Origin of the sequence: Mucilaginibacter corticis, assembly GCF_007558865.1 — a bacterium.
In the GTDB taxonomy this organism is placed as follows: Bacteria; Bacteroidota; Bacteroidia; order Sphingobacteriales; family Sphingobacteriaceae; genus Mucilaginibacter; species Mucilaginibacter corticis.
Map to the genome: position 1 here is coordinate 418,153 of NZ_VLPK01000001.1, position 20,811 is coordinate 438,963.

19 protein-coding genes and 1 tRNA gene are annotated in these 20,811 nt (G+C 42.5%); 9 read left to right on the forward strand and 11 right to left on the reverse strand.

All coding sequences use genetic code 11. The features are described 5' to 3' along the window. Positions 1-213 precede the first annotated feature (213 nt). Positions 214-483 (forward strand): hypothetical protein, encoded by a 270-nt coding sequence (locus FO440_RS01920; RefSeq protein ID WP_144246538.1) that lies wholly within the window; start codon positions 214-216, stop codon positions 481-483. A 6-nt stretch (positions 484-489) separates the two neighbouring features. Here the strand turns inward: FO440_RS01920 and FO440_RS01925 are convergent, their stop codons facing one another. The 7 genes from FO440_RS01925 to FO440_RS01955 all read right to left on the reverse strand — a co-directional run bounded on the left by FO440_RS01925 (position 490) and on the right by FO440_RS01955 (position 6,565). Continuing rightward, a complete protein-coding gene (locus tag FO440_RS01925; protein ID WP_144246539.1) occupies positions 490-1,725 on the reverse strand; it encodes an aspartyl protease family protein in 1,236 nt (411 codons plus the stop codon). 75 nt (positions 1,726-1,800) lie between these two features. Beyond that, the gene (locus FO440_RS01930) at positions 1,801-2,790 is read right to left on the reverse strand and encodes a YihY/virulence factor BrkB family protein (protein ID WP_144246540.1); all 990 of its coding nucleotides are present in this window, start codon (positions 2,788-2,790) and stop codon (positions 1,801-1,803) included. Between the two features lie 143 nt (positions 2,791-2,933). Beyond that, complete coding sequence (locus tag FO440_RS01935) at positions 2,934-4,160, reverse strand: alanine dehydrogenase (RefSeq protein ID WP_144246541.1); 1,227 nt, start codon at positions 4,158-4,160, stop codon at positions 2,934-2,936. Positions 4,161-4,198: 38 nt separating this feature from the next. Beyond that, a complete protein-coding gene (gene tsaE / locus FO440_RS01940; RefSeq protein ID WP_144246542.1) occupies positions 4,199-4,615 on the reverse strand; it encodes a tRNA (adenosine(37)-N6)-threonylcarbamoyltransferase complex ATPase subunit type 1 TsaE in 417 nt (138 codons plus the stop codon). Between the two features lie 46 nt (positions 4,616-4,661). Continuing rightward, positions 4,662-5,429, reverse strand: a complete 768-nt coding sequence (locus FO440_RS01945) for an exodeoxyribonuclease III (RefSeq protein ID WP_144246543.1) — start codon at positions 5,427-5,429, stop codon at positions 4,662-4,664. Between the two features lie 79 nt (positions 5,430-5,508). Then, positions 5,509-6,216 (reverse strand): peptidylprolyl isomerase, encoded by a 708-nt coding sequence (locus FO440_RS01950; RefSeq protein WP_144246544.1) that lies wholly within the window; start codon positions 6,214-6,216, stop codon positions 5,509-5,511. A 4-nt stretch (positions 6,217-6,220) separates the two neighbouring features. After that, entirely contained in the window at positions 6,221-6,565 is a 345-nt protein-coding gene (locus tag FO440_RS01955) for a hypothetical protein (RefSeq protein WP_144246545.1), read from the reverse strand. A 135-nt stretch (positions 6,566-6,700) separates the two neighbouring features. Between FO440_RS01955 and FO440_RS01960 the strand changes: the two genes are divergently transcribed. The 4 genes from FO440_RS01960 to FO440_RS01975 all read left to right on the forward strand — a co-directional run bounded on the left by FO440_RS01960 (position 6,701) and on the right by FO440_RS01975 (position 11,914). Then, positions 6,701-7,036 (forward strand): hypothetical protein, encoded by a 336-nt coding sequence (locus FO440_RS01960; protein WP_144246546.1) that lies wholly within the window; start codon positions 6,701-6,703, stop codon positions 7,034-7,036. A gap of 109 nt (positions 7,037-7,145) precedes the next feature. Next, a complete protein-coding gene (locus FO440_RS01965) occupies positions 7,146-9,653 on the forward strand; it encodes a TonB-dependent receptor (protein ID WP_144246547.1) in 2,508 nt (835 codons plus the stop codon). Between the two features lie 131 nt (positions 9,654-9,784). After that, positions 9,785-10,921, forward strand: coding sequence for a DUF1624 domain-containing protein (locus FO440_RS01970; RefSeq protein WP_144246548.1), 1,137 nt, complete (start codon positions 9,785-9,787; stop codon positions 10,919-10,921). Between the two features lie 78 nt (positions 10,922-10,999). Then, the gene (locus FO440_RS01975) at positions 11,000-11,914 is read left to right on the forward strand and encodes a hypothetical protein (RefSeq protein ID WP_144246549.1); all 915 of its coding nucleotides are present in this window, start codon (positions 11,000-11,002) and stop codon (positions 11,912-11,914) included. A gap of 52 nt (positions 11,915-11,966) precedes the next feature. Here FO440_RS01975 and FO440_RS01980 read toward each other — a convergent pair whose 3' ends face one another. From FO440_RS01980 to FO440_RS01990, 3 genes are all read right to left on the reverse strand, one after another. Then, positions 11,967-14,684 (reverse strand): outer membrane beta-barrel protein, encoded by a 2,718-nt coding sequence (locus FO440_RS01980; RefSeq protein WP_144246550.1) that lies wholly within the window; start codon positions 14,682-14,684, stop codon positions 11,967-11,969. A gap of 433 nt (positions 14,685-15,117) precedes the next feature. Continuing rightward, on the reverse strand, positions 15,118-16,305 hold the full coding sequence (locus FO440_RS01985) for a C1 family peptidase (protein WP_144246551.1): 1,188 nt from the start codon (positions 16,303-16,305) through the stop codon (positions 15,118-15,120). Positions 16,306-16,505: 200 nt separating this feature from the next. Continuing rightward, positions 16,506-16,593, reverse strand: a tRNA-Ser gene (locus FO440_RS01990). A 283-nt stretch (positions 16,594-16,876) separates the two neighbouring features. On the opposite strand from FO440_RS01990, the gene FO440_RS01995 reads away from it, so the two are divergent. The 4 genes from FO440_RS01995 (at position 16,877) to cdaA (ending at position 20,291) form a co-directional block, all read left to right on the forward strand. Beyond that, positions 16,877-17,848, forward strand: coding sequence for a polyprenyl synthetase family protein (locus FO440_RS01995; protein ID WP_144246552.1), 972 nt, complete (start codon positions 16,877-16,879; stop codon positions 17,846-17,848). After that, on the forward strand, positions 17,848-18,894 hold the full coding sequence (locus FO440_RS02000) for a TerC family protein (protein WP_144246553.1): 1,047 nt from the start codon (positions 17,848-17,850) through the stop codon (positions 18,892-18,894). Before FO440_RS01995 ends, FO440_RS02000 begins: the two co-directional genes overlap by 1 nt. A gap of 11 nt (positions 18,895-18,905) precedes the next feature. Continuing rightward, entirely contained in the window at positions 18,906-19,388 is a 483-nt protein-coding gene (locus FO440_RS02005; protein ID WP_144246554.1) for a group II truncated hemoglobin, read from the forward strand. Positions 19,389-19,499: 111 nt separating this feature from the next. Further along, entirely contained in the window at positions 19,500-20,291 is a 792-nt protein-coding gene (gene cdaA, locus FO440_RS02010) for a diadenylate cyclase CdaA (RefSeq protein ID WP_144246555.1), read from the forward strand. A gap of 7 nt (positions 20,292-20,298) precedes the next feature. On the opposite strand, the gene FO440_RS02015 is transcribed toward cdaA, so the two are convergent. Next, positions 20,299-20,703, reverse strand: a complete 405-nt coding sequence (locus FO440_RS02015; RefSeq protein WP_144246556.1) for a hypothetical protein — start codon at positions 20,701-20,703, stop codon at positions 20,299-20,301. Positions 20,704-20,811 lie beyond the last annotated feature (108 nt).

Sequence of the window (20,811 nt, forward strand, 5' to 3'; positions counted from 1 at the left end):
TCGAACAATTTAAAGCAATAGAATTATACGCAATGTATTTATTTTAGTTTCAATTATTTGTTATCAGGTAATATAATTTCGTTTAGGTACATATATTTAACATACATGAGTTAAATCTAAAGTTAAGTAATAATTAACAACTGTGTACAAATAGAATTAACACAGTTAAAACTTATGGCATTTTATTTCGTTAAGATATTAAATATTTAACTTATGAACAACATACGCAGCCTGCACACGAAAGTGCACAACTGGATAGATGCTATTGGTTTCAGGCTAAATACATCGCAAACAGATAAGAAAAATAAAGTGACCACCAATCACTATTTTTTTGAGACGTTTAACCTTTTGGAGCGCAATAAGGATGGCGATACCCGTAATTCTAAGTTCTTATGTTTTGATATGTATGGCGAAAAGATAAATGTGCGGTCGCTGCTTGATCTGCAAACCGCGTTTTTCGAAAACATCAGCCAGCTTAAATAGCATTGGTTAAACCCGGCGCTTTAAGGTCATGTGTATAGTTAAATAGCTATTGTTTCTGTAGATCAGTAAAACAAATGGCCTGCCGTCCCTTGATTTAAAAAGATCATCAATTTGTTGCAATGACAGATCAACTACCGAGTATAAATTGATCATCATTATTTCATCGCCCTTTAATAAGCCGGCCGTACTCGCGGCAGATCCGGGTGCTACATTGTCAATGATAATGTGCTGCGCCGCATCACGGGCAGTATAGTAAGTTAGTCCGCTCATGTCATGTTCATCATGACGTTTATACCAAAGCGAGGGCTTTAAATAAAGTGCATTGTTTGGATAGTCGATAATCAGGTTAAACCTCCTGAGCAAACCAATACCAATATTGCCATCCCTGGGGATACTTTGTTTAACAGTATCCTTATCCGGGAAAGCCGAAACAATATCCTTTAGCTTATATTTACCAAGCTCAACTTCCTTGATCCTGCTTAGTGTGCCGCTTATAGGGCCGTTTATACCCATCCCTAAATCAGCATAGATATAGCTTTTTTGAAGCTCATTTTTATTTTTTATATTCTCCATTGATAAGCAATGTCCGGCACCCAGATCTACAATCAGCTTACTTGGCTTTTTATCGCAATTGGCAAAAGTTATATTGGTGGTTATATAGGGTTTCCGGTCTTCAATATTCATGGCCAGTTTTGTGCCGCGCTTATAATATCGCATATGTTGCGGCAATGATACCCTGAGCGTACTGTCAGAAAAATCAACCTTAACAGCAAGATGATTAAAAAATTCATATCCCAATAAGCCATGGATCGGGATACCGGCATAGTCAGACAAACCAAAATTATCCTTTGTAAACAATGCCGCGTTTACGTTGTAACTTGTTAAGCCGGGGATATCAATGTTTAACGGATTTGTTATATAAGCTTCAAAATCATTACCCGAGCCAAAGCCATGAATCTTAACCATACGTTTGTTGCTTACCTCTACCGAATCGACTAATGACGGTTCGGTAATGAGCATATAGCCCACCCCCGTATCAAGCACAAAGTTATACGGGCCTTTACCGTTGATCTTTAGTTTTATTACCACAAGATTACGTACCAGCCTGAAGCGAATAACCTGCGTGCTGTTAGGATTTTTTGGGGTAAAAAACTGTGCATTTGCCGACAGGCAAAAACAACACAGCACGCTTAACAGAGCGGCATTACAATAACGTTTTATATGTACTACCGGTAACAACAAGGCTTTTAATAATTGGATATTAAAATTAACAAATTATTACAATTAATGCTGCAATAATTTGTTAATCAACTCCAATTACGCTTTCGCTGCCTTTTCGGGTTTTTCAAGTTCGCCTTTCAGTTCGGGGTTTTGTGGTGGTAAGGTTTTTACATCATGTTCAACTTCTGTTTGCATAATGTGTACCGCATAATCAGCTGGTTCAATTTTGCAGCCTATGGCTTCGGCATATACCTGCGTAAACTCTGCACCTATGTATAATATGGCCGCGGTATAATAGATCCATAACAGTAACAGGATGATAGAACCCGCCGCGCCATAAGCCGAGCTTTGCGCCGAATATTGCAGATAGATACCAATAGCATACTGGCCCAGCATAAACAGCAAAGCCGTAAAAATAGCGCCTGAGCGGACATCCTTCCACCTGATCTTAACGTCAGGCAGTACTTTAAATATGATCCCAAAAAGTACAGAAATTACAATTAAGGTGATACCCAGGTTAATGCCTTTGATGAGCAAATTAGTTACATAAGGTAAAAAATGAAGCAGCTTTTTGCTTAAAGCGTCCATTAAAAAGTTAATTACCAACGATACTAATAATAGAAAACCCAGGCTGACAATCAGCGAAAAAGACAAAAATCTGTTTTGAAGCAGTTTAAGCCAGCCTTTTTTAGGCTTAGCCTTTACCCGCCATATTATATTTAGCGAGTCCTGTATCTCTATAAATATACTGCTTGCGCCTACTAATAAGGTCGCTACACCAATTACAACTGCTATCCCGGTTTTACCTGACAGGGCCAGGCCTTTCAGCATTTCCTGTATTTGTGTTGCCGCCTGCGCGCCTACATATTGCGCAATTTGGGGGTATAATCTGTTGGCGGCTGCATCATTACCCAAAAAAAGGCCGGCTAAGGATATCACTAAGATCAATAGCGGTGCCAATGAAAATACAGTATAATAAGCTAAAGAGGCGCTTAATTTTAAGCCGTTATCATTAATAAAACCGCTAAACGTGGCTACAAGAATTTTCCAGATCTTTTTGAGGTAGGCTTTACTAAAAATACTCATTGCTAAACAATTATATATTCACACACGCCTTAATAACAACGTGCTGTTATTGTAAAAAACTAAACTGTTTTGTTCTTAGCAATTTTGATGCCTTTTGTCGGGATGGTTGTATATTAAATTTATTTCCTAATGAATAAATTGCCTTAATGATGCGATACGATCAACAGGTCAAGGTCTTTGCATGGCAGTGAAAAACGTTCGCCGATATGTTTATTGGTAAGATGTCCCTGGTAAATATAAACCGCCTCGCGAATGCCTGATTTTTGCCAGATCACATTTTTTATACCACCCTGCTCGCCAATTTCCAACAATATCGGTGCAAAGATATTGGTGAGCGCGTAAGTAGCGGTACGTGCCACGCGAGATGCGATGTTAGGTACGCAATAATGGATCACGTCATATTTTCTGAACACCGGGTGGGTATGGTTGGTGATCTCTGATGTTTCAAAGCAGCCGCCCTGGTCAATACTCACATCTATGATAACCGAGTTAGGTTTCATTTTGCTTACGGTCGACTCAGAAACTATACAGGGGCTGCGGCCATCTTCTGCGCGCATAGCACCAATGGCAACATCGCAGGTGGTTATGGCTTTCTCTAAAACAATAGGTTGCACCACCGATGTAAATACCCTTGCGCCGATGTTATTTTGTAGACGGCGCAGTTTGTAGATCGACGGGTCAAAAACCTTCACTTCGGCACCCAGGGATATGGCGGTGCGCGCGGCATATTCGCCTACGGTACCGGCACCCAGTATTACTATCTCTGTAGGCGGTACGCCTGTTATGCCGCCCAGCATCAAGCCTTTGCCATCAAATACGTTGCTCAGGTACTCGGCAGCTATAAGTATCGAGGTAGCGCCAACTATCTCGCTCATTGCGCGTACCACGCTTAACGAGTTACCCTCGTCGCGCAGGTGCTCAAAACATAAGGCTGTTATTTGTTTTTTAAGCAGGGCATGCAGGCACTCGGGTTTTAAGGTAGATACCTGTAAGGCCGATATCAGTATCTGCCCCGGTTTCATAAAGGCAATTTCTTCTAAAGTAGGCGGCGCTATTTTTATAATGATATCTGCCTCGTACACCTTTTTGGTATCGAAAACAATTTGAGCGCCTTGTTCGGCATAATCCTTATCTAAAAACTTGGCTGCCTTGCCGGCATTGCTCTCCAGCATTACCTCGTGGCCGTTATTTACCAATAAAGCAACGGATAAAGGAGTAAGAGGGATCCGGTTTTCCTGGAAGGATACTTCCTTTGGTATGCCGATATAAAGTTTATTCTTTTTGTTTTTAACCTCAAGCATCGACTCCTGGGGTTGCATCATTGCCTGCTTTGCAACGTCTGAAAACCCACTGTATTTCCCTGAACTCATACTGTTTTGTTATGGACTATGAAGATATGAAAAATAGATCAGTTTTTTTCAACAGATATTTGCCGCGCGCCATCGGCAAGAACTTTTATGCTTACGCTGATGTAGTGTAGGGGCAGCATATCCGGGATCTTTTCAGGCCATTCGATAAAACAATAATGGCCCGAATAAAAATACTCTTCGGCCCCCATGTCCAAAGCTTCGGTTTGGGTTTTGAGGCGATAAAAATCAAAATGATAGATCTTATCAGCAGCACCGGCATATTCATTTACAATGGCGAATGTCGGGCTGGTTACGCCATCCTTAACGCCCAAAGCGGCACATATTGATTTTATAAAAGTAGTTTTACCGGCGCCCATATCGCCATTAAATAAAAAAATACGGCTGTTGCCGGCATAGTTTATTAGTTGCGTTGCCAGTCCGGGTAGGTCAGAAGCAGATGTGGCGGTTAATGTCACGTGGTTATTTTATTGCGGACGTAAAATTACATTAATTTGTTTGCTATTAAAACGCCAGTTCAAGCAGTACCGGGCAATGGTCCGAATGTTTTGCTTCGGGCAGGATGGCCGCGCGTTTGATGTTATCCTCCAATTCCTTACTCGCCAGGGTATAATCGATACGCCAGCCCAGGTTCTTGGCGCGGGCATTGGCGCGGAAACTCCACCATGTATAATTATGCGGTTCTTTATTTAAATGACGGAAGGTATCTATATACCCCGACTCCATAAAGTTTTCCATCCACTCCCGTTCCTCGGGTAAGAAACCCGATGAATTGGCGTTTGATTTTGGATTATGGATATCGATAGCGCGATGGCAAATATTATAATCGCCGCAGATAACCAATTTAGGATGCTCAACCTTTAACAGAGTGAGGTATTTGCCAAACTCATCCAAAAACCTGAATTTAAAGGCTTGCCTGTCATCGCCACTTGAGCCCGATGGGAAATAGACACTCATCACTGATACTTCATCAAAATCAACCCGGATGTTGCGGCCCTCGCGGTCAAAATCAGGGATACCGCAGCCGTACTCGATATGATTAGGTGTACGTTTGGTTAAAATAGCCGTACCGCTGTAACCCTTTTTCTCTGCCGGGAACCAGTAATGCTGGTAACCTAATGCCTCAACCAGGTGCAGGTCGGTCAGCACATCGGGTGTGGCTTTAATTTCCTGCAGGCAAACTACATCTGCATCGGTAGCCTGCAGCCAGGCCAGCCAGTTTTTGTTCATCGCAGAGCGGATACCGTTAACGTTGTATGTGATTATTTTCATGCCCCCTAACCCCCTAAAGGGGGAATTTTTTGTTGTAAATATATAGTGAATAATAAATAAGCTATCAATTGCTCCCCCTTCAGGGGGTTGGGGGGCTAAGAATTTTATCCAGATCCTTACACTCACCTTTTGAAAGTACGGTAACCGTCATGGGTACATTTTGCAGCGGGCGGTCGCGTTCATCTTTTTTTACGCCGGCAATGCGGTCAACCATTTCTATGCCTGTTACCACTTCGCCGTACACGGTGTAGTTTTGATCTAGGAACGGCGTGCCGCCAACTGTTTTGTAAACCTCGCGCTGTGCCGCAGGTATGGCACGTCCCTTTAAACGGCCCTGCACCAATTTATCCAGATCTTCATCTGTAAGGCGTTTACCTTCTACAATATAAAACTGGCAACCGCTTGATGCTTTGGCCGGGTTATCATCGCGCGCGGCGGCAAGCACACCGCGTTTGTGGTACAGGCTGTCATTAAACTCGGCCGGGACGGTATAACCAACATCGCCGTTGCCCAACTCCGCGCCTGGTTTGTTCTTGCTAGTATCCCTCGAGTCCGGGTCGCCACCCTGGATCATAAAATTTTGTATCACCCTATGAAACAGCGTACCATTATAAAACCCTTTTTTAGCCAGTTTTATAAAGTTATCGCGGTGTTTTGGCGTTTCATTATACAGACGGATAATGCAATCTCCATAGCTTGTACTGATCCGTACATATTGGTTTTTAGGCGGTTTTGCAAAGGCGGTAAGCGTAGTCAGTAAAATAACCAGCGTAAAAAGTCTTTTCATAGGGTTAATTAATTTCTTCCTCAAAATAGTTAATTATCAACGATTTTATCAGCAATTCCTGCTCAAGCAACGTATAATTGGGGATGGTCTTTATCAATTTCCAATGCGGCCAACCGTCCTGGTCAAGCCCTTCCAGCTCATAAAAACCCATCATGCTAAACAGCTTGCAGTTGGCAATATGCATCAATTCTTCTTTTTGCCGTTTGCTGAATTTGCGCGGCCCCTGCCCTAACTCCTGCACGCCAATTAAAAACAACATTACCTTTACATCGGGCTTATCGCTATCAAAATCACGTGCTATGCGGTCTTGCAATTCATTCCATTTCTTATTGATCTCTGCCGGTGTCATGCAGCAAATATACGCCGTGGGTTGTGCTATTTATAGTCGAAATACAATTACTATTGCAACTATATTGCTTTTGAGTGCAGATTTTACTTTTTTATGCTTAATTTTGCGCAAGATTAGTAAAACGCGCTACCGGTTTTGAAAAGGAACAAAGCAAATATTTTTTTCTCGTGGCTGTTATTGATCTGCTTTATAGCGGGACAGGGAATGATTTATGCTCACCAGCATAAAATCCTTGCCGGCGACAACTATAAAACACAAAGTACCGCAAAGAACCAGGCACGCACCATTGTGCAGGAAAAATGCTCTATGTGCGATGCCATGCACCACACAAACGCGGTAATTAACCACTACACTTATTTTAGTCCCAATATTGTTACAAAGCATTTTTACCGTGTTTATAATTATGCTTTTATCAGTATTGCGCTGATACTATCAGCCGGGCGCGCTCCGCCGGTTTCTGCATCCTGCTAAATTACACCGGCCGTTTACGGCTCAGAAACAAATCAACTTTAAGAGCAACAGGTATGCAGCAATTCTAAAAATTACAGGAATTGCCATACATAAAAAACATAAACCCCAAATGAAGTATCATATAAAATTAATAGGCCTGTTATTTATTCTGCTGGCAAATACTGTTATCACAAAAGCAGACAATGCCATAGGTACGCTATCAGGTAAAGTAACCGACAAAAAAGATGGCTCGCCAATTATAGGCGCCACCATAAGCATCCCCGATCTGAAAACCGGTACCGTAACCGACGCGAACGGTAACTTTGTATTAAATCATTTATCAAAAGGAATTTACCTGGTACAGGTTAGTTACGTGGGATACTCGACCGTATCACAAAGAGTAGATTTTTCAAAAACAACCGAGCTTAACATCCAACTACAGGCTTCATCTATCGAGGCCGGCGAGGTAGTAATAACCGGGGTAAGCCGTGCTACCGAACTAAAAAAGAGCCCGATACCCATGGCCGCGGTCGGCAAAGCGTTCATCGACCAGCGATCTGCAGCGGGTAACGTTATCGATATGATAGCCAACCTGCCCGGTGTAAGCGCGGTAACTACCGGCCCAAACATTTCAAAACCATTTATCCATGGACTGGGCTATAACCGGGTTATTACTCTGATGGACGGTATCCGCCAGGAAGGCCAGCAATGGGGTGATGAGCATGGCGTTGAGGTTGATCAAAACTCGATAGACCGCGTGGAAGTGATTAAGGGCCCGGCAAGTTTAACTTACGGATCGGACGCTATAGGCGGTGTTGTGAACTTAATATCGCCGCCACCTGTGCCTGAAGGCACCATAGCCGGATCTGTTATGGCAACCTACGGCACTAATGAAGGCTTGTTCAACAACTCGTTACGCTTACAGGGTAATAATAATGGCCTGGTATGGGGAACCGTACTATCAGCCAAAGAAGCTAAAGATTACCAAAACCAGCATGACGGCCGCGTTTACGCCACAAACTATAAAGAAAAAGACGCGCGTTTAATGGTAGGCCTTAATAAATCATGGGGATACTCTTATTTCAACGCGTCATTGTTTGACGACCAGCAGGCCATCCCTGACGGTAGCCGCGATTCGATATCGCGCAAATTCACCAAACAAATAACAGAGGATGACGCTGTTCGGGCTATAGTGCCAGCGTCTGAATTAAATTCATATAACATCCCGGTTCTGCATCAGCACGTACAGCTTTACCGCATTTATAACAACAGCAATTTTATATTGGGTAACGGCGCAAACCTGTTTGTTAATTTAGGCTACCAGTTTAGCCACAGGCGCGAGTTTACCCACCCGGAAGACGCGGATATTGCAGGCCTTAACCTGCACTTAACCACCTATACGTATGATGTTAAGTATAACCAGGCTTTTGGCGATGGTTATGAAACTACCTTCGGCGTAAATGGCCAATACCAAAACAATACCATTGGCGATGCTACCGATTTCCCGATACCGGCTTACCACCAGTTTGATATCGGCCCTTTTGCTATGTTAAAAAAGAGTTTCGGCAAGCTTGACCTGTCTGCCGGTGCAAGGTATGACAGCCGTTCGTTTAACGGACAGGCAGCTTATATCGATACCCTTAGCGGCAAATATCCGCAGTTATATACCGGCGGCAATACATCTGCCGCAGGCGTAATAAAACAGTTTGATGCTTTAAACAAAACATTCAGTGGTTTCTCGGGCAGTTTTGGTGCTACCTACAACTTCACCGACGAGTTTTTATTGAAAGCCAATATATCACGTGGCTTCAGGGCGCCAAGTATCGCAGAGTTATCGGCCAACGGCCCCGACCCGGGTTCGCAGATCTACCATGTTGGTAACAGCTCATTCAAACCAGAGTTTAGCGTGCAGGAAGATATCGGCGCATTCCTGTCATTGCCTAATGTATCTGCAAGTGTAGAGTTGTTTAACAACAATATTGAAAACTACATCTACCAGCAACAGGTATTAAATACCGATGGCAGCCCGGCGGTTAACCCGGCATTTCCGTTGTATAACATATTTACTTACACCCAAAGCAAGGCCCGCATTAACGGCGGCGAGTTTAGCCTGGATATCCACCCTACCTCATGGCTGCATTTTGAAAACTCGTTAGCTTTAACCTACGGCACTAACCTGGGTAACGGCGGCAAAGTTGCCGACAGCTTAAAATACCTGCCGTTTATACCACCATTGCATACCCACTCAGAATTGCGCGGTACGTTTGCTAAAGGCTTATCATCCATTAAAAACATTTATGCCTTTGTAGGTTTTGACCACTACAGCGCGCAGAACCGCTTTTTTGCTGCCTACGGTACAGAAACTTATACCGCAGGCTATAACCTGTTAAGCGCGGGCTTAGGCGGCAACCTGGTTAATGCTGCCGGCAAAAAGATAGTTGAACTATTTATTGAGGGTACTAACCTGGCTAATGTAAACTATCAATCAAACATGAGCCGTTTAAAATACTTTGATAACCAGTACACCGCACCCGGTGTACAACGCGGTATTTACAACATGGGCCGTAACATAAGCTTTAAGGTAGTGGTACCTTTTGATCTGTCGGCACATGCCGCGGCAACTACAGCCACAAACTAATACAAAGAGTGTCATGCTGAACTTGTTTCAGCATCTTAAAGAGCCATGCCCGAAAATAATTCGGCATGGCTCTTTTACTATAGCGCATAATCCACAGATTATGATTATGTTAGGTTCATAATTTACTTAACATGAACCTGCTTGCCGAAACCCCTAAAAAGCGTATAGATTCAATCGATATATTGCGCGGCCTTGTAATGGCTATTATGGCGCTTGATCATACCCGCGATTTCTTTATGTCGCTGCCTTATGAGCCAACTGATCTTACCCGCGCGTCGACAATATTATTTTTAACCCGGTTTATTACGCACTATTGCGCCGCTACGTTTGTGTTTCTGGCAGGTACGGGCGCGTTTCTGTCGCTCAAGCGGGGTAAAACCAAGGGCGAGGCTTTTAGATTTTTGCTATCGCGGGGCTTATGGCTGATTATACTGGAAATAACTGTTATTAGCGTCGGCTGGGGCGCCGGCGAATTTTTACAGGTGATATGGGCAATAGGTATCAGCATGATGGTTTTGGCGTTTTTGATATACCTGCCGGTACCGTTAATAGCCGCTTTTGGATTGTTGCTGATCTTCGGCCACAACTTATTCGACCATGTCAATACCGCCGGCTTCACTCCCGCCGAAAAAACAGAATGGACATTATTGCATGTACAGGGCTTTGTGCATTTAGGCCCGATCAACTTCTTTGTACTATACCCGCTTATCCCGTGGATAGGTGTTATGGCTGCGGGCTACAGTTTCGGTACTTTATTTACCATAGATGCCGCCAAACGTAAAAAGATCCTTACAGTACTTGGCCTGTCGGCAATTGCGTTGTTTATCGTGATCAGGTATTTTGCCTTTTATGGCGATGCTACTACCTGGACCTACCAGGGTAATATCCATCGTACCATACTGTCATTTATCAATGTAACCAAATACCCGCCATCGCTTGATTATTTATTGATCACCCTTGGGCCGGGCATGTTGTTCCTGGCATGGGTTGAGGGCAAAAGCAATAAACTTACCGACATATTTGTGGTTTACGGCCGCGTGCCGCTTTTTTACTATATCCTGCATTTATACCTCATCCACCTGTTAAATATAATCATCGGTTTAATAGTACCCTTGCCGCAGGGGTTTTTCGGCCCGCAAAACCCGGGGCTGTCCTTAGGATGGGTTTATGTAATATGGCTTAGCGTGGTGTTTATTCTTTATTTCCCATGCAGATGGTTCATGAAATATAAGCGTGAGCACAAGCAGTGGTGGTTAAGTTATTTGTAAGCTTAGGTTATTATTTCAGTCAGGTATAATAAATATCAATATCTGTCGTAATTAGATTATCATTAACCTTATTACACTATGAAATACTTAACCACACCGGCTATTAACGCCAAATTAATTAAACTGATCTTGCAAAAAAACTTAAAACACTGCCTGGCAATTTTTTTTGCAGCAATAGCTTTAACGTCCTGCAAGAAAGATCATAACGAATCCCCATCAACAGCTATATTGACTGTAAACAATGTAAGCTATCAATGGGGTGAACTTGCCATCAATAAAAAATATGTATCTGATTCGATTAAATACAACAGCGCATGGAAGATAGATTCTATAATATCATATGATGAGAACGGACAAATAACAAACCGGATTGGCTTTACCTACTCCGGCAGCGAAATATCTTTAAACTCTCCTGTAAAGGACAAATATACTTTGGATAGTGAAGGGCGTGTAATAATGCACACTATAGAAGAAATACAACATGGAACTGATTTTATACAAACCCAACGCTACAGCTACGACCCGAACGGTTATTTAAGTAAAGTTACCATGTCGCTCAACGTAGTCGGCAACCCGGAGACTACGTTTTCTGTTATTAATTACGAGGTAAAAAATGGCAATTATACAAAGTACGCTCTATCAAATACAGCAGATGGGGCAATAACCCGGCAATATGATTTTAGCTATAATACGGCCGTTAAGATCAACAGCCCTGTTTCATTATTTGCTCCTATATTTTCAAACAATACAATTTCAAATATTGATAAGTACTTAAATTATGGTAAAAACTCTGTGAATTTGTTAAGCAGTGTTAACTATACCATGATCAACCTGGATAAAACAACATCAACAGGCACACTTACTGCAGAAACAAGTGTAAACTCTGATAAATATCTTACGCAATTAACTCTTAACGGCGCTACCATAACTTCATTCCCTTCTGACAATATATCGCCATTGCCAAGGAGTATTAAGTTTTCTTTTAAGAAGTAAGTGACTTTAATTAATTGAATTTAATAGTACGATGCTTAACAGTGTCAACACGTCATTTTGATTTGTAGGATGTTATCTTATATTGGAAAGTAAGCATAAAATAACGTTTCAGGATCTGCTGTTCTGATGTGCTGACAGAGTTTTGCCCGGCATATCGGTATATGGTGATATTCTGGTCGAATAGGTCATAAACCGATAGCTTAAACTGCCCGCGATCTTTGTTAAATGTCAACCAGGTTGCGGCCAGGTCTACAATATTACTTGACCGTTGAAAGCCCGGCCCTATCTGCGGACGATAGTTGTAATTGTATTTGGCATCAAAAATAAAATGTGCCGGCCAACGCAGGCTGATGTCACTGCCAACCGTGTGCGTTAATGTATTTACCGCAGCATATTTAACCTCTTTGTATTGGGTTGATGAGATATCGAACCGGTAATTGGTGTTAAAGCTAAGTATCGATCCATAGTTAAAGTTTACATTTTGGGTGGTACTGAAGTTATAGTTGTATTGTAGCCCTTCGTCCGCATTCAAAAAGAATGCTGATTTATAAATACCGCCATTAAAATTATTACTCAGGCCTATCTGCCACTTTTGCCTTGCCTTAAACTGCTTGCCAAAGCTGCCCCCAAAATAACTGCTTATTCCATTGTCGCGGTTTACGTAATTGGTTGTTTGCACGCCCACTGCATCAATAGTAGTTTTTGATATCATTGCGTTTTGGGTCAACGTCATGCCGCCGTAAACATTATAATTAAGCTGCTTGTCATTGTTGTATTTATAATAATTGATCCTGAAATCATGCTTTCTGCTCGGGATCAGATCGGGATTGCCGGTCACCCTGTAAAACGCGCTATAGATCCTGGTTATAGGCACCAGGTTGTCAATAGAAGGCACCTCATAATATTCGGAGTAGCTTGTAGAAAAGCCTTTAATGTTAACCTCTAACGATGGGAATAAAAAGTAATACTTTTTATTGATGTTGCTTACCGTATCAATATTAAAGTAGTTGGTTATGTTTTGAATTTCAAAGTCAAGGCCAAACTTTACGTTGATGTCGTCCTTGAATTTATAGGTAAATACCGGCTTAATGTTTTGCAAAAACCAATGCCGCACAAGTCTCTTGCTCAGCGTATCGTTAAACAAACTGTACTGGCCGGTGGCGTTATCTTTGCCAAAAACAGATGCGTTGCTGCCTACTACCAGATACCTGCTGTTGGTATTTAGCTCCACTATGATTTTTTTGGTAAAAGGATGATAATAGTTAATGCTCATACCGAAGGTATTGTTCAAGGTCCGCTCGCCATCATACCTGTCCAATAACTGTGTCGGTACCGATGACACATATGACCTGACATCCTGCAGCGAATAACTGTAAGGGTTATCATTACTTAAAGTTATTGATTGGTTTATGGTGATAGACTTGCCCTTGTGCCCCAGCTTATGATAAAACATAAAGTTATGGCTAAAGTTCTCCCCGCTTGAACTACCTGACTGGCTAACGTTAGACGAGCTTATTGGCCCCTGTAAGTTAGCCGAACTACCGGTATACAGATAGTTGCTTGGGCTGTTTTGAAAATTTACCGATGGCGTGTAAACGATCCGCATGTTGGTATCGGGTTTCCATTCTATGGTAGCGCTTATGGCCTGTTTCCTGTTGGTGTTTTTATTATTACCCTGGTATTTAGAGTCGATTACGGTTTGATCTGTGGTTTGTTCCGTTTCGCCTTTATTGGTATTAACCGTGTTGGTGCCTGTATAGAAATAGGTAAAATTCATCCGCAGCTTTTCGCCGTAGTCATTGTTAACATTTACCCCGCCTGATGTAATACTTTGTATCCCCCCGCCCCAGTTTTGTCCGCCAAAAGTACCGTCATAGTATTGGCCGGTTTGCGAGCGGTTAAACCCGCCCATGGTATACAATTCATCCTGCGAAAAACCTGTCGAATTAAGATTGTTTGACAGGCCTATCAAACTAACCTGCAGCGTATCCCTGAAATTGCTCAATATCCCGCCTATCTGGTGCCTGTCGCGCGTACCTAAGCCGCCGTAAATTTTCCCCAAAGTGCTTTTCTTGATCTTGCTCTTCATTTTAAGGTTGATCACCTTGCCTACATCTTTGTCGGCCAGTTTATGGTCGGGGTCATCCTCACGGTCATCATAAACCTGGATCTTATCCAGCATGTCCGCGTCAAGGTTTTTGGTGGCTACTTTGGGGTCGTTGCCAAAAAAGCGCTTACCATCAATTAACAGCCTGTTCACCTTTTTGCCATTTACCAGGATGGTTCCGTCATAATTAACCTGTACGCCGGGCAATAAGCGCAGCAGGTCTTCAACAACGGCGTTTGGCCGGGTTTTAAAGGCCTCGGCATTAAACTCTATCGTATCTTTTTTTACGGCGATAGGGGTACGTTCGCCTTTTATCACAACCTCCTGCAAGCTTTTGGCGCTTAAAGCTATTTGCCCCAGATCGGTCATCACATTGGGCTTTAGTTTAAGCATTTTGCGGTAAGTGGCATACCGCATAATGGATATGACCACCCGGTTACTTATGTCAACAGGTAGTGCCGTAAGTTTAAATGTACCGTCTTTTTGGCTTAGCGTATAAGCCACCAGCGAGGTATCTTTTGCATTCACAATGGCGATGGTTGCATGCTCTATAGGTGCCTTGGTTACAGAATCCACAACCATACCCTTAATTGAGCCGCGTTGCGCCAATGCCGATAAAGAAAAAGACAGCAGGAATAGTACCAGTAAAGAAAATTTGTTCATAAGGTATGCCCGTATAAACGGACTCAGGTAAATGTGTTAAGGTATTGATGTAATGGTAGGCTAAAATATATAATTGGTTTGATAAGTCCGCGTTAAAAACTGTTAAAACAGGGTTTTAAAGTGTTAAAGTTTAAATCGTACGAAATTAAAAAGATCCGGAAATTTGAATGTTGCGGCGAGCACAGCACGATTGCTGCCGGCTGCTATATATCTTTCTAAATTTGCGGAGTAAATGGGCCCCATCAGAACACTTACTATTGCGGGGAGTGGAAGGGTTTGCAATCCCTTCGAATAGATTTGATAACCAATATCTTGCAGGTGAGATAACGGTTTACATACCCAATTAAGCACACTTTTTTACTATAAACCTCATGTTTCGGGCAGCAGCCTAAAACATGAGGTTTTGTTTGGATGAGTGAAAAGATCGATCAGCTTAAAACCCTATTTTTTCTCTGATTGCTTTAGGCACTGCGTTTTTGTTCAATAAAAAGTTAGTGGTTTTGTAGCGTACATAGGCTTTGGTTACATATAAGTAGCCCTTGTAGTCATTGCTTGGCCCCCATGAGTTTTTTACCAGGTAATATTCTTTACCATTCTGGTCTTTTGCAAGGCCTACAATGTGCATACCATGATCATCAGTTGTAGTGTAGTTATCGAATGCTTTTTCGCGAATTTCAGGCGTAATATCCAATTCAGGTTTCGGGCCGTCAAACATAGTATTACGCTCTTCTTCGGTCATCGCGTCACCCTGTTTTTGAGGAACATAAGCTACTCCGTTTTTCCAACTAAAGTATTTTTCAGATACATCAGCCGACCACTCTACCGTATAACCATTTTTCAGGGCATTATCAATTACATCGGTAACATCATTAAGCGGCAGGTTATACACCGAGCCGAATGCCCAGTTATCAGGCACCAACAATACAAATTTCTGATAGTAAGGATGATCAGTTTCAGAACCGAACTCCACATAATCATCAGGGTTGATACCCACTACCTGTTGTGCAAAGGTTTGCGGGTTATAGGCTTTACCATTATATGTAAATAGCGCAGGCACCTTTCCCAGGTAGGCATCAATGGCGCCTGTGTAAGCCTGCAACCAGTTAGGCGTAAGTTCGCCATTAGGGTTGGTTACTACCGCTTTCAGGATGGATTCCATAATGGCACTCAGTTCGCCAAATTTGTTAGTTGTGGTTCCATAATTCAAACCTGAATAATCAGCCTTAGGTACAGCACCATATTTGCGGTACATATTGATCACGTCATGAGGTTCGCCGCCGTCGCCCAGGCTCACCGCACCGTGCATACGTACGTAATTGATGCCTTTTTCTACATAAGCACAGCGGGCGGTATATATCTCAGACAGTTCGACCGGTTGTTTACCCATGCGGATCATCTCCGACTCCAAAAACGAATTGGTTGAATAACTCCAGCAGGTGCCTGACGAGCCCTGGTTTTTTACAGAGGTATTAGCAAGATCAATTACATTAGTAAAATGAAAGCTTTGTTTGCTACTATCACTTTTATTGTTTTTAAGGGAATTAACAAGATTGTCCTGTGCGTGAAGGCTCATTACCGGCATAGCAGCCGCCAGTATCATTACGATAGATTTTATTTTCATTTTTCAATAGTTAACTAAGTTTGTAAATTTAAGGTAACTACACTTATCTGCAACTGTTATTTGCGTGTACACGCGTAAATAATCAGTTACCCAAAAAAACAAGGCACTGAAATTTTCTCGCCGTTATTATATGCACAAACTATGTTTGGCAACACCTTAAAACAAAATGCCCGGCTACGCCAGGCAATAAAATCGATTTGCGGAGAGGGAGGGATTCGAACCCTCGATACACTTTTGGCGTATACACACTTTCCAGGCGTGCTCTTTCGACCACTCAGACACCTCTCCGTATAAGTGGATTGCAAAGGTAAAATAATATTGCATGCCGCCCATAAAAAAAGCGAAGCACCCGTTAAATGCTTCGCTCATATAAAAAATAACCAAAAACTATATTACCACTTAATTACGTCGCGGTTGTAATGTCAGTGTATCAATATGAGTGTTTAAACGCAAATTGGTTTAATTGCCGTCAAAATTTTTATGGTGATAAATGCAGATAAAGTTTTTTAGCTTATGTTTGCTGCAATTACCAAACAAAAAGTTTGGCTTATAAAAAGTCCGTGCAATTTTAATGTTGAGCATCAACGAGATCAAAAAACCCATTGCTGCTGATATTGACGTTTTTGAGGAGCGCTTTAAAGCCTCTATGCAAAGCTCAGTACCGTTGCTTGATCGTATTACCCATTATATTGTTAAACGCAAAGGCAAACAAATACGGCCGATGTTCGTCTTTTTTTCGGCAAGTATTTGTGGCGGTATCAATGAGGCTACCCACCGTGGCGCCGCTTTGGTTGAGCTGTTGCACACCGCTACCCTGGTGCATGACGACGTGGTTGATAATTCATACCAGCGCCGTGGTTTTTTCTCTATCAACGCTTTATGGAAAAATAAGATAGCCGTTTTGGTTGGCGATTATCTGCTGTCCAAAGGCCTGTTACTGTCTATCGATAATGGCGATTTTAAATTGCTTAAGATCGTATCAGAAGCGGTAAAACAAATGAGCGAGGGCGAATTACTGCAAATAGAAAAAGTGCGCCGTATGGATATCGGCGAGACTGTTTATTACGAAGTTATCCGCCAAAAAACAGCATCATTAATTGCTGCCTGCTGTGCCTGCGGGGCGGCATCGGGCGGGGCCGATGATGAAACGATAGAAAAGATGCGCCTCTTTGGCGAGAAGATAGGTATCGCTTTCCAGATCAAAGATGATATGTTCGACTTTGGCACGGATGATGTTGGTAAACCTTTGGGCATAGACATCAAAGAAAAGAAAGTTACTTTACCGCTTATCTATTCATTAAACAATTGCAGCGCGGCGGATAAAAAACGGATGATCAACCTGGTTAAGAACCATAATGACGAACCGGAGAAAATTGCCGACATCATTAATTTTGTAAATACAACCGGGGGCCTGCAATATGCCGAAACCCAGATGAAAAAATACCGGGACGAAGCTTTTGAGATATTAAATACTTTCCCGGATAGCGACTCGCGCCGGGGATTGGAACAACTGGTTAGGTTTACCACAGAACGCGACAAATAGTGACAAACGAACTCTTATTTATTGCCGGATTTTTAGTCTTCATTTTTATCATGATGGCTGCCGACCTGGGCTTGTTTGGCAAATCTGATAAACCGGTTAGCCTGAAGCAAGCCGGGTTTATGAGCGCCGTATGGGTTGCCTTCGCGCTTGGCTTTTATGTACTTATCTTAAATTTTGGCGATCTGCTGCACCATGTGGACAGCTTTGCGGTGTTAAAGGAAATAAACGAAAGGCATTTTCATCACCTGCAATTAAACCCCAATGATTTTGCAGGCAGCCTGGCGCTGTACCGTAAAAACCTGGGCCTTGAGTTTATTACCGGCTATGTGGTTGAGTATGCTTTATCTGTCGACAATATTTTTGTGATGGTGCTTATTTTTACCGCGTTTTCTGTTAACCCTAAATACTACCATAAAGTATTGCTTTGGGGGATAATTGGCGCGGTGGTAATGCGGTTCCTGTTCATTTTTGTTGGCGCGGCGTTGATCGAGCAGTTCCACTGGATCTTGTATCTGTTCGGCGCTTTCCTGGTGTATACGGGCGTTACCATGTTCATCAACCGTAACCAGGAAGAACAGATAGACCCCGAAAATCATAAAGTAGTAAAACTGGCTTCAAAGTATTTTTCGGTCCACCCAAAATTTGAGGGCAATAAGTTCTTTGTTAAAATCGACAAGAAAAAACTGATCACTCCCCTCTTTTTAGTGCTGCTGATCATTGAAGTGACCGACCTTGTTTTCGCGGTTGATTCTATCCCCGCAATATTTTCAGTAACAAAAGATCCTTACATCGTATTCTTCTCCAACATATTTGCCATCATGGGCCTGCGTTCCATGTTCTTTTTATTGGTGAATATTATTGATAAGTTCCATTACCTTAAAGTGGGGCTCGCGGTATTGCTTGCCTTTATTGGGCTAAAAATGCTGGCCGCTAATTATGTGGACCAGATAGGCTTAACCACGGGCCGCTCATTATTGGTAATATTAGCTATCTTAGTGATCAGTGTTGTAGCATCGCTTATCTTTCCGAAAAAGAAAGAGGCATAGATCATCATCATATGGAAAACAATAACAAACCAGCGGTACCATCATTGTTTGAATGGGCCGGGGGCATGGCCGTTTTCGAAAAACTGTTTGACCGGTTTTATGACAAGGTGCTGGCCGATGATATTTTAGAACCGGTATTTAAACATATGTCGCCACAGCACCGGCTGCACGTAGCACATTTTGTTGCCGAAGTTTTGGGCGGGCCTAAGTTATACAGCGAATCAGAAGGTAGTCATTTCCAAATGATACAAAAGCACTTGGCTAAACACTTAACCCAACAGCACCGCAAACGCTGGATGGAGTTGCTACTTGAAACTGCAGATCAGCTACAACTGCCAGATGACCCTGAATTTCGGTCGGCGTTTTTGGCTTACCTTGAATGGGGTACGAGGATAGCCGTACTCAACTCAAATTTAGACAACGTAGATGAAGACCCCGATATGCCCATGCCAAAATGGGATTGGGGTGTACCGGGCGGCCCTTATCTGGGATAATTGCTATAATACGTCACTGTTTCTGAATACCGAATTGACATACAGGTGTCAAGAGCTATTTTCGTCGTACATCCCGCATCCAAATCTCGCATCTAAACATTAACTTCGTGAATGCACGGTTTAGACTTCAGCCTTTTTAAAATTACGCTACCTAACATCCTGGATATCCTGCTGGTAGCTTTTATCATATACCAGCTTTATAACCTGATACGCGGTACCATTGCCGTAAATATCCTGATAGGGATGGGCATAATCTATGGCCTTTATTTTATAGTTGAGGCGCTGAAAATGCGAATGCTTACCGAGATCCTGGGTTATTTCAGGGATGTCGGGGTAATTATAGTCGTGGTGGTATTTCAGCAGGAGATCAGGCGTTTTTTATTATTGGTAGGCAAAAACGCATCGCTGCAGCGCAATAAAGCCTGGTGGCAGTACTTTTTTGGTAAAGCCCAGGCAGAAAAGAATAACTATGCCCGCATTAAACCTATTATTGATGCCTGCAAGATCTTAAAACAGACCCGCACCGGTGCTTTAATTGTATTTGCCAAATATTACGACGAGCAGTTTTACCAAAACAGCTGCGAGGTACTTGAAGCTAAAATATCAAAACGTTTATTAGAAAGTATCTTTCAGAAAACAAGCCCGCTGCATGATGGCGCTGTGGTTATTGCAGAAAACAAGATCAAGTCGGCCAGTTGTATTTTACCGTTGACGGATAAGGTTGACCTGCCCCCTCAATTTGGATTGCGCCACCGGGCCGGCATTGGCGTTACCGAGGCCAACGAAGCTACCGCGATCATCATATCTGAAGAAACCGGCGAGATCTCATACGCCAAACAAGGCAAGGTAAAAATGAATATCAGCTTTGCCGAGTTAGAGAAATTATTGAATAAGGATTTCTAATATCTGCTTACGGCCTGACGTTCTGCTGAACAATAACTTCCTTAGGTTGCTGCATGTAATATATTGAAGGCTGGCTTTTACCCGCTACCGGCATGGTATAAGCCGTTCTGTCTGTTTTGACAATAGGCATACCCGCGTCTGTATTATTCAATCTGGCTACAGGCATGTTGTCCATATTGTTGCTGTAAAAATTGATAGCGGTGGTTCTTGATATGTTTGGTTCTATTGCGGGAACTGCGGCTAACGTAAGCGGCGATGTAAGGTCGCCTTTAAATAGTTTATTGTAAGTGGTATCCAGCTTAAAAATATTTTTATCTGCCGACAATTTATTTTTTGGCGAGATAGTCAATTGCTGGGCATTAGCCGACAATAAGCCGCCCACCAGCACTAAAGTTAAAACAAGTATTTTCATATTATCCAGGTTGATATACTAAGTTAAAACGCTGATCTGTTGTTTCCTAATTATTTAACACATTTAACAAAAAAAGGGATACCATCCCGGCATCCCCTTTTTTTGATA

Excerpts from the sequence above, each read along its gene's own strand:
- FO440_RS01920 (WP_144246538.1), top strand. The coding sequence starts at position 214 with ATGAACAACATACGCAGCCTGCACACGAAAGTGCACAACTGGATAGAT.
- FO440_RS01930 (WP_144246540.1), bottom strand. The coding sequence starts at position 2,790 with ATGAGTATTTTTAGTAAAGCCTACCTCAAAAAGATCTGGAAAATTCTT.
- FO440_RS01935 (WP_144246541.1), bottom strand. The coding sequence starts at position 4,160 with ATGAGTTCAGGGAAATACAGTGGGTTTTCAGACGTTGCAAAGCAGGCA.
- FO440_RS01945 (WP_144246543.1), bottom strand. The coding sequence starts at position 5,429 with ATGAAAATAATCACATACAACGTTAACGGTATCCGCTCTGCGATGAAC.
- FO440_RS01950 (WP_144246544.1), bottom strand. The coding sequence starts at position 6,216 with ATGAAAAGACTTTTTACGCTGGTTATTTTACTGACTACGCTTACCGCC.
- FO440_RS01955 (WP_144246545.1), bottom strand. The coding sequence starts at position 6,565 with ATGACACCGGCAGAGATCAATAAGAAATGGAATGAATTGCAAGACCGC.
- FO440_RS01965 (WP_144246547.1), top strand. The coding sequence starts at position 7,146 with ATGAAGTATCATATAAAATTAATAGGCCTGTTATTTATTCTGCTGGCA.
- FO440_RS01970 (WP_144246548.1), top strand. The coding sequence starts at position 9,785 with ATGAACCTGCTTGCCGAAACCCCTAAAAAGCGTATAGATTCAATCGAT.
- FO440_RS01975 (WP_144246549.1), top strand. The coding sequence starts at position 11,000 with ATGAAATACTTAACCACACCGGCTATTAACGCCAAATTAATTAAACTG.
- FO440_RS01980 (WP_144246550.1), bottom strand. The coding sequence starts at position 14,684 with ATGAACAAATTTTCTTTACTGGTACTATTCCTGCTGTCTTTTTCTTTA.
- FO440_RS01985 (WP_144246551.1), bottom strand. The coding sequence starts at position 16,305 with ATGAAAATAAAATCTATCGTAATGATACTGGCGGCTGCTATGCCGGTA.
- FO440_RS01995 (WP_144246552.1), top strand. The coding sequence starts at position 16,877 with ATGTTGAGCATCAACGAGATCAAAAAACCCATTGCTGCTGATATTGAC.
- FO440_RS02005 (WP_144246554.1), top strand. The coding sequence starts at position 18,906 with ATGGAAAACAATAACAAACCAGCGGTACCATCATTGTTTGAATGGGCC.
- cdaA (WP_144246555.1), top strand. The coding sequence starts at position 19,500 with ATGCACGGTTTAGACTTCAGCCTTTTTAAAATTACGCTACCTAACATC.
- FO440_RS02015 (WP_144246556.1), bottom strand. The coding sequence starts at position 20,703 with ATGAAAATACTTGTTTTAACTTTAGTGCTGGTGGGCGGCTTATTGTCG.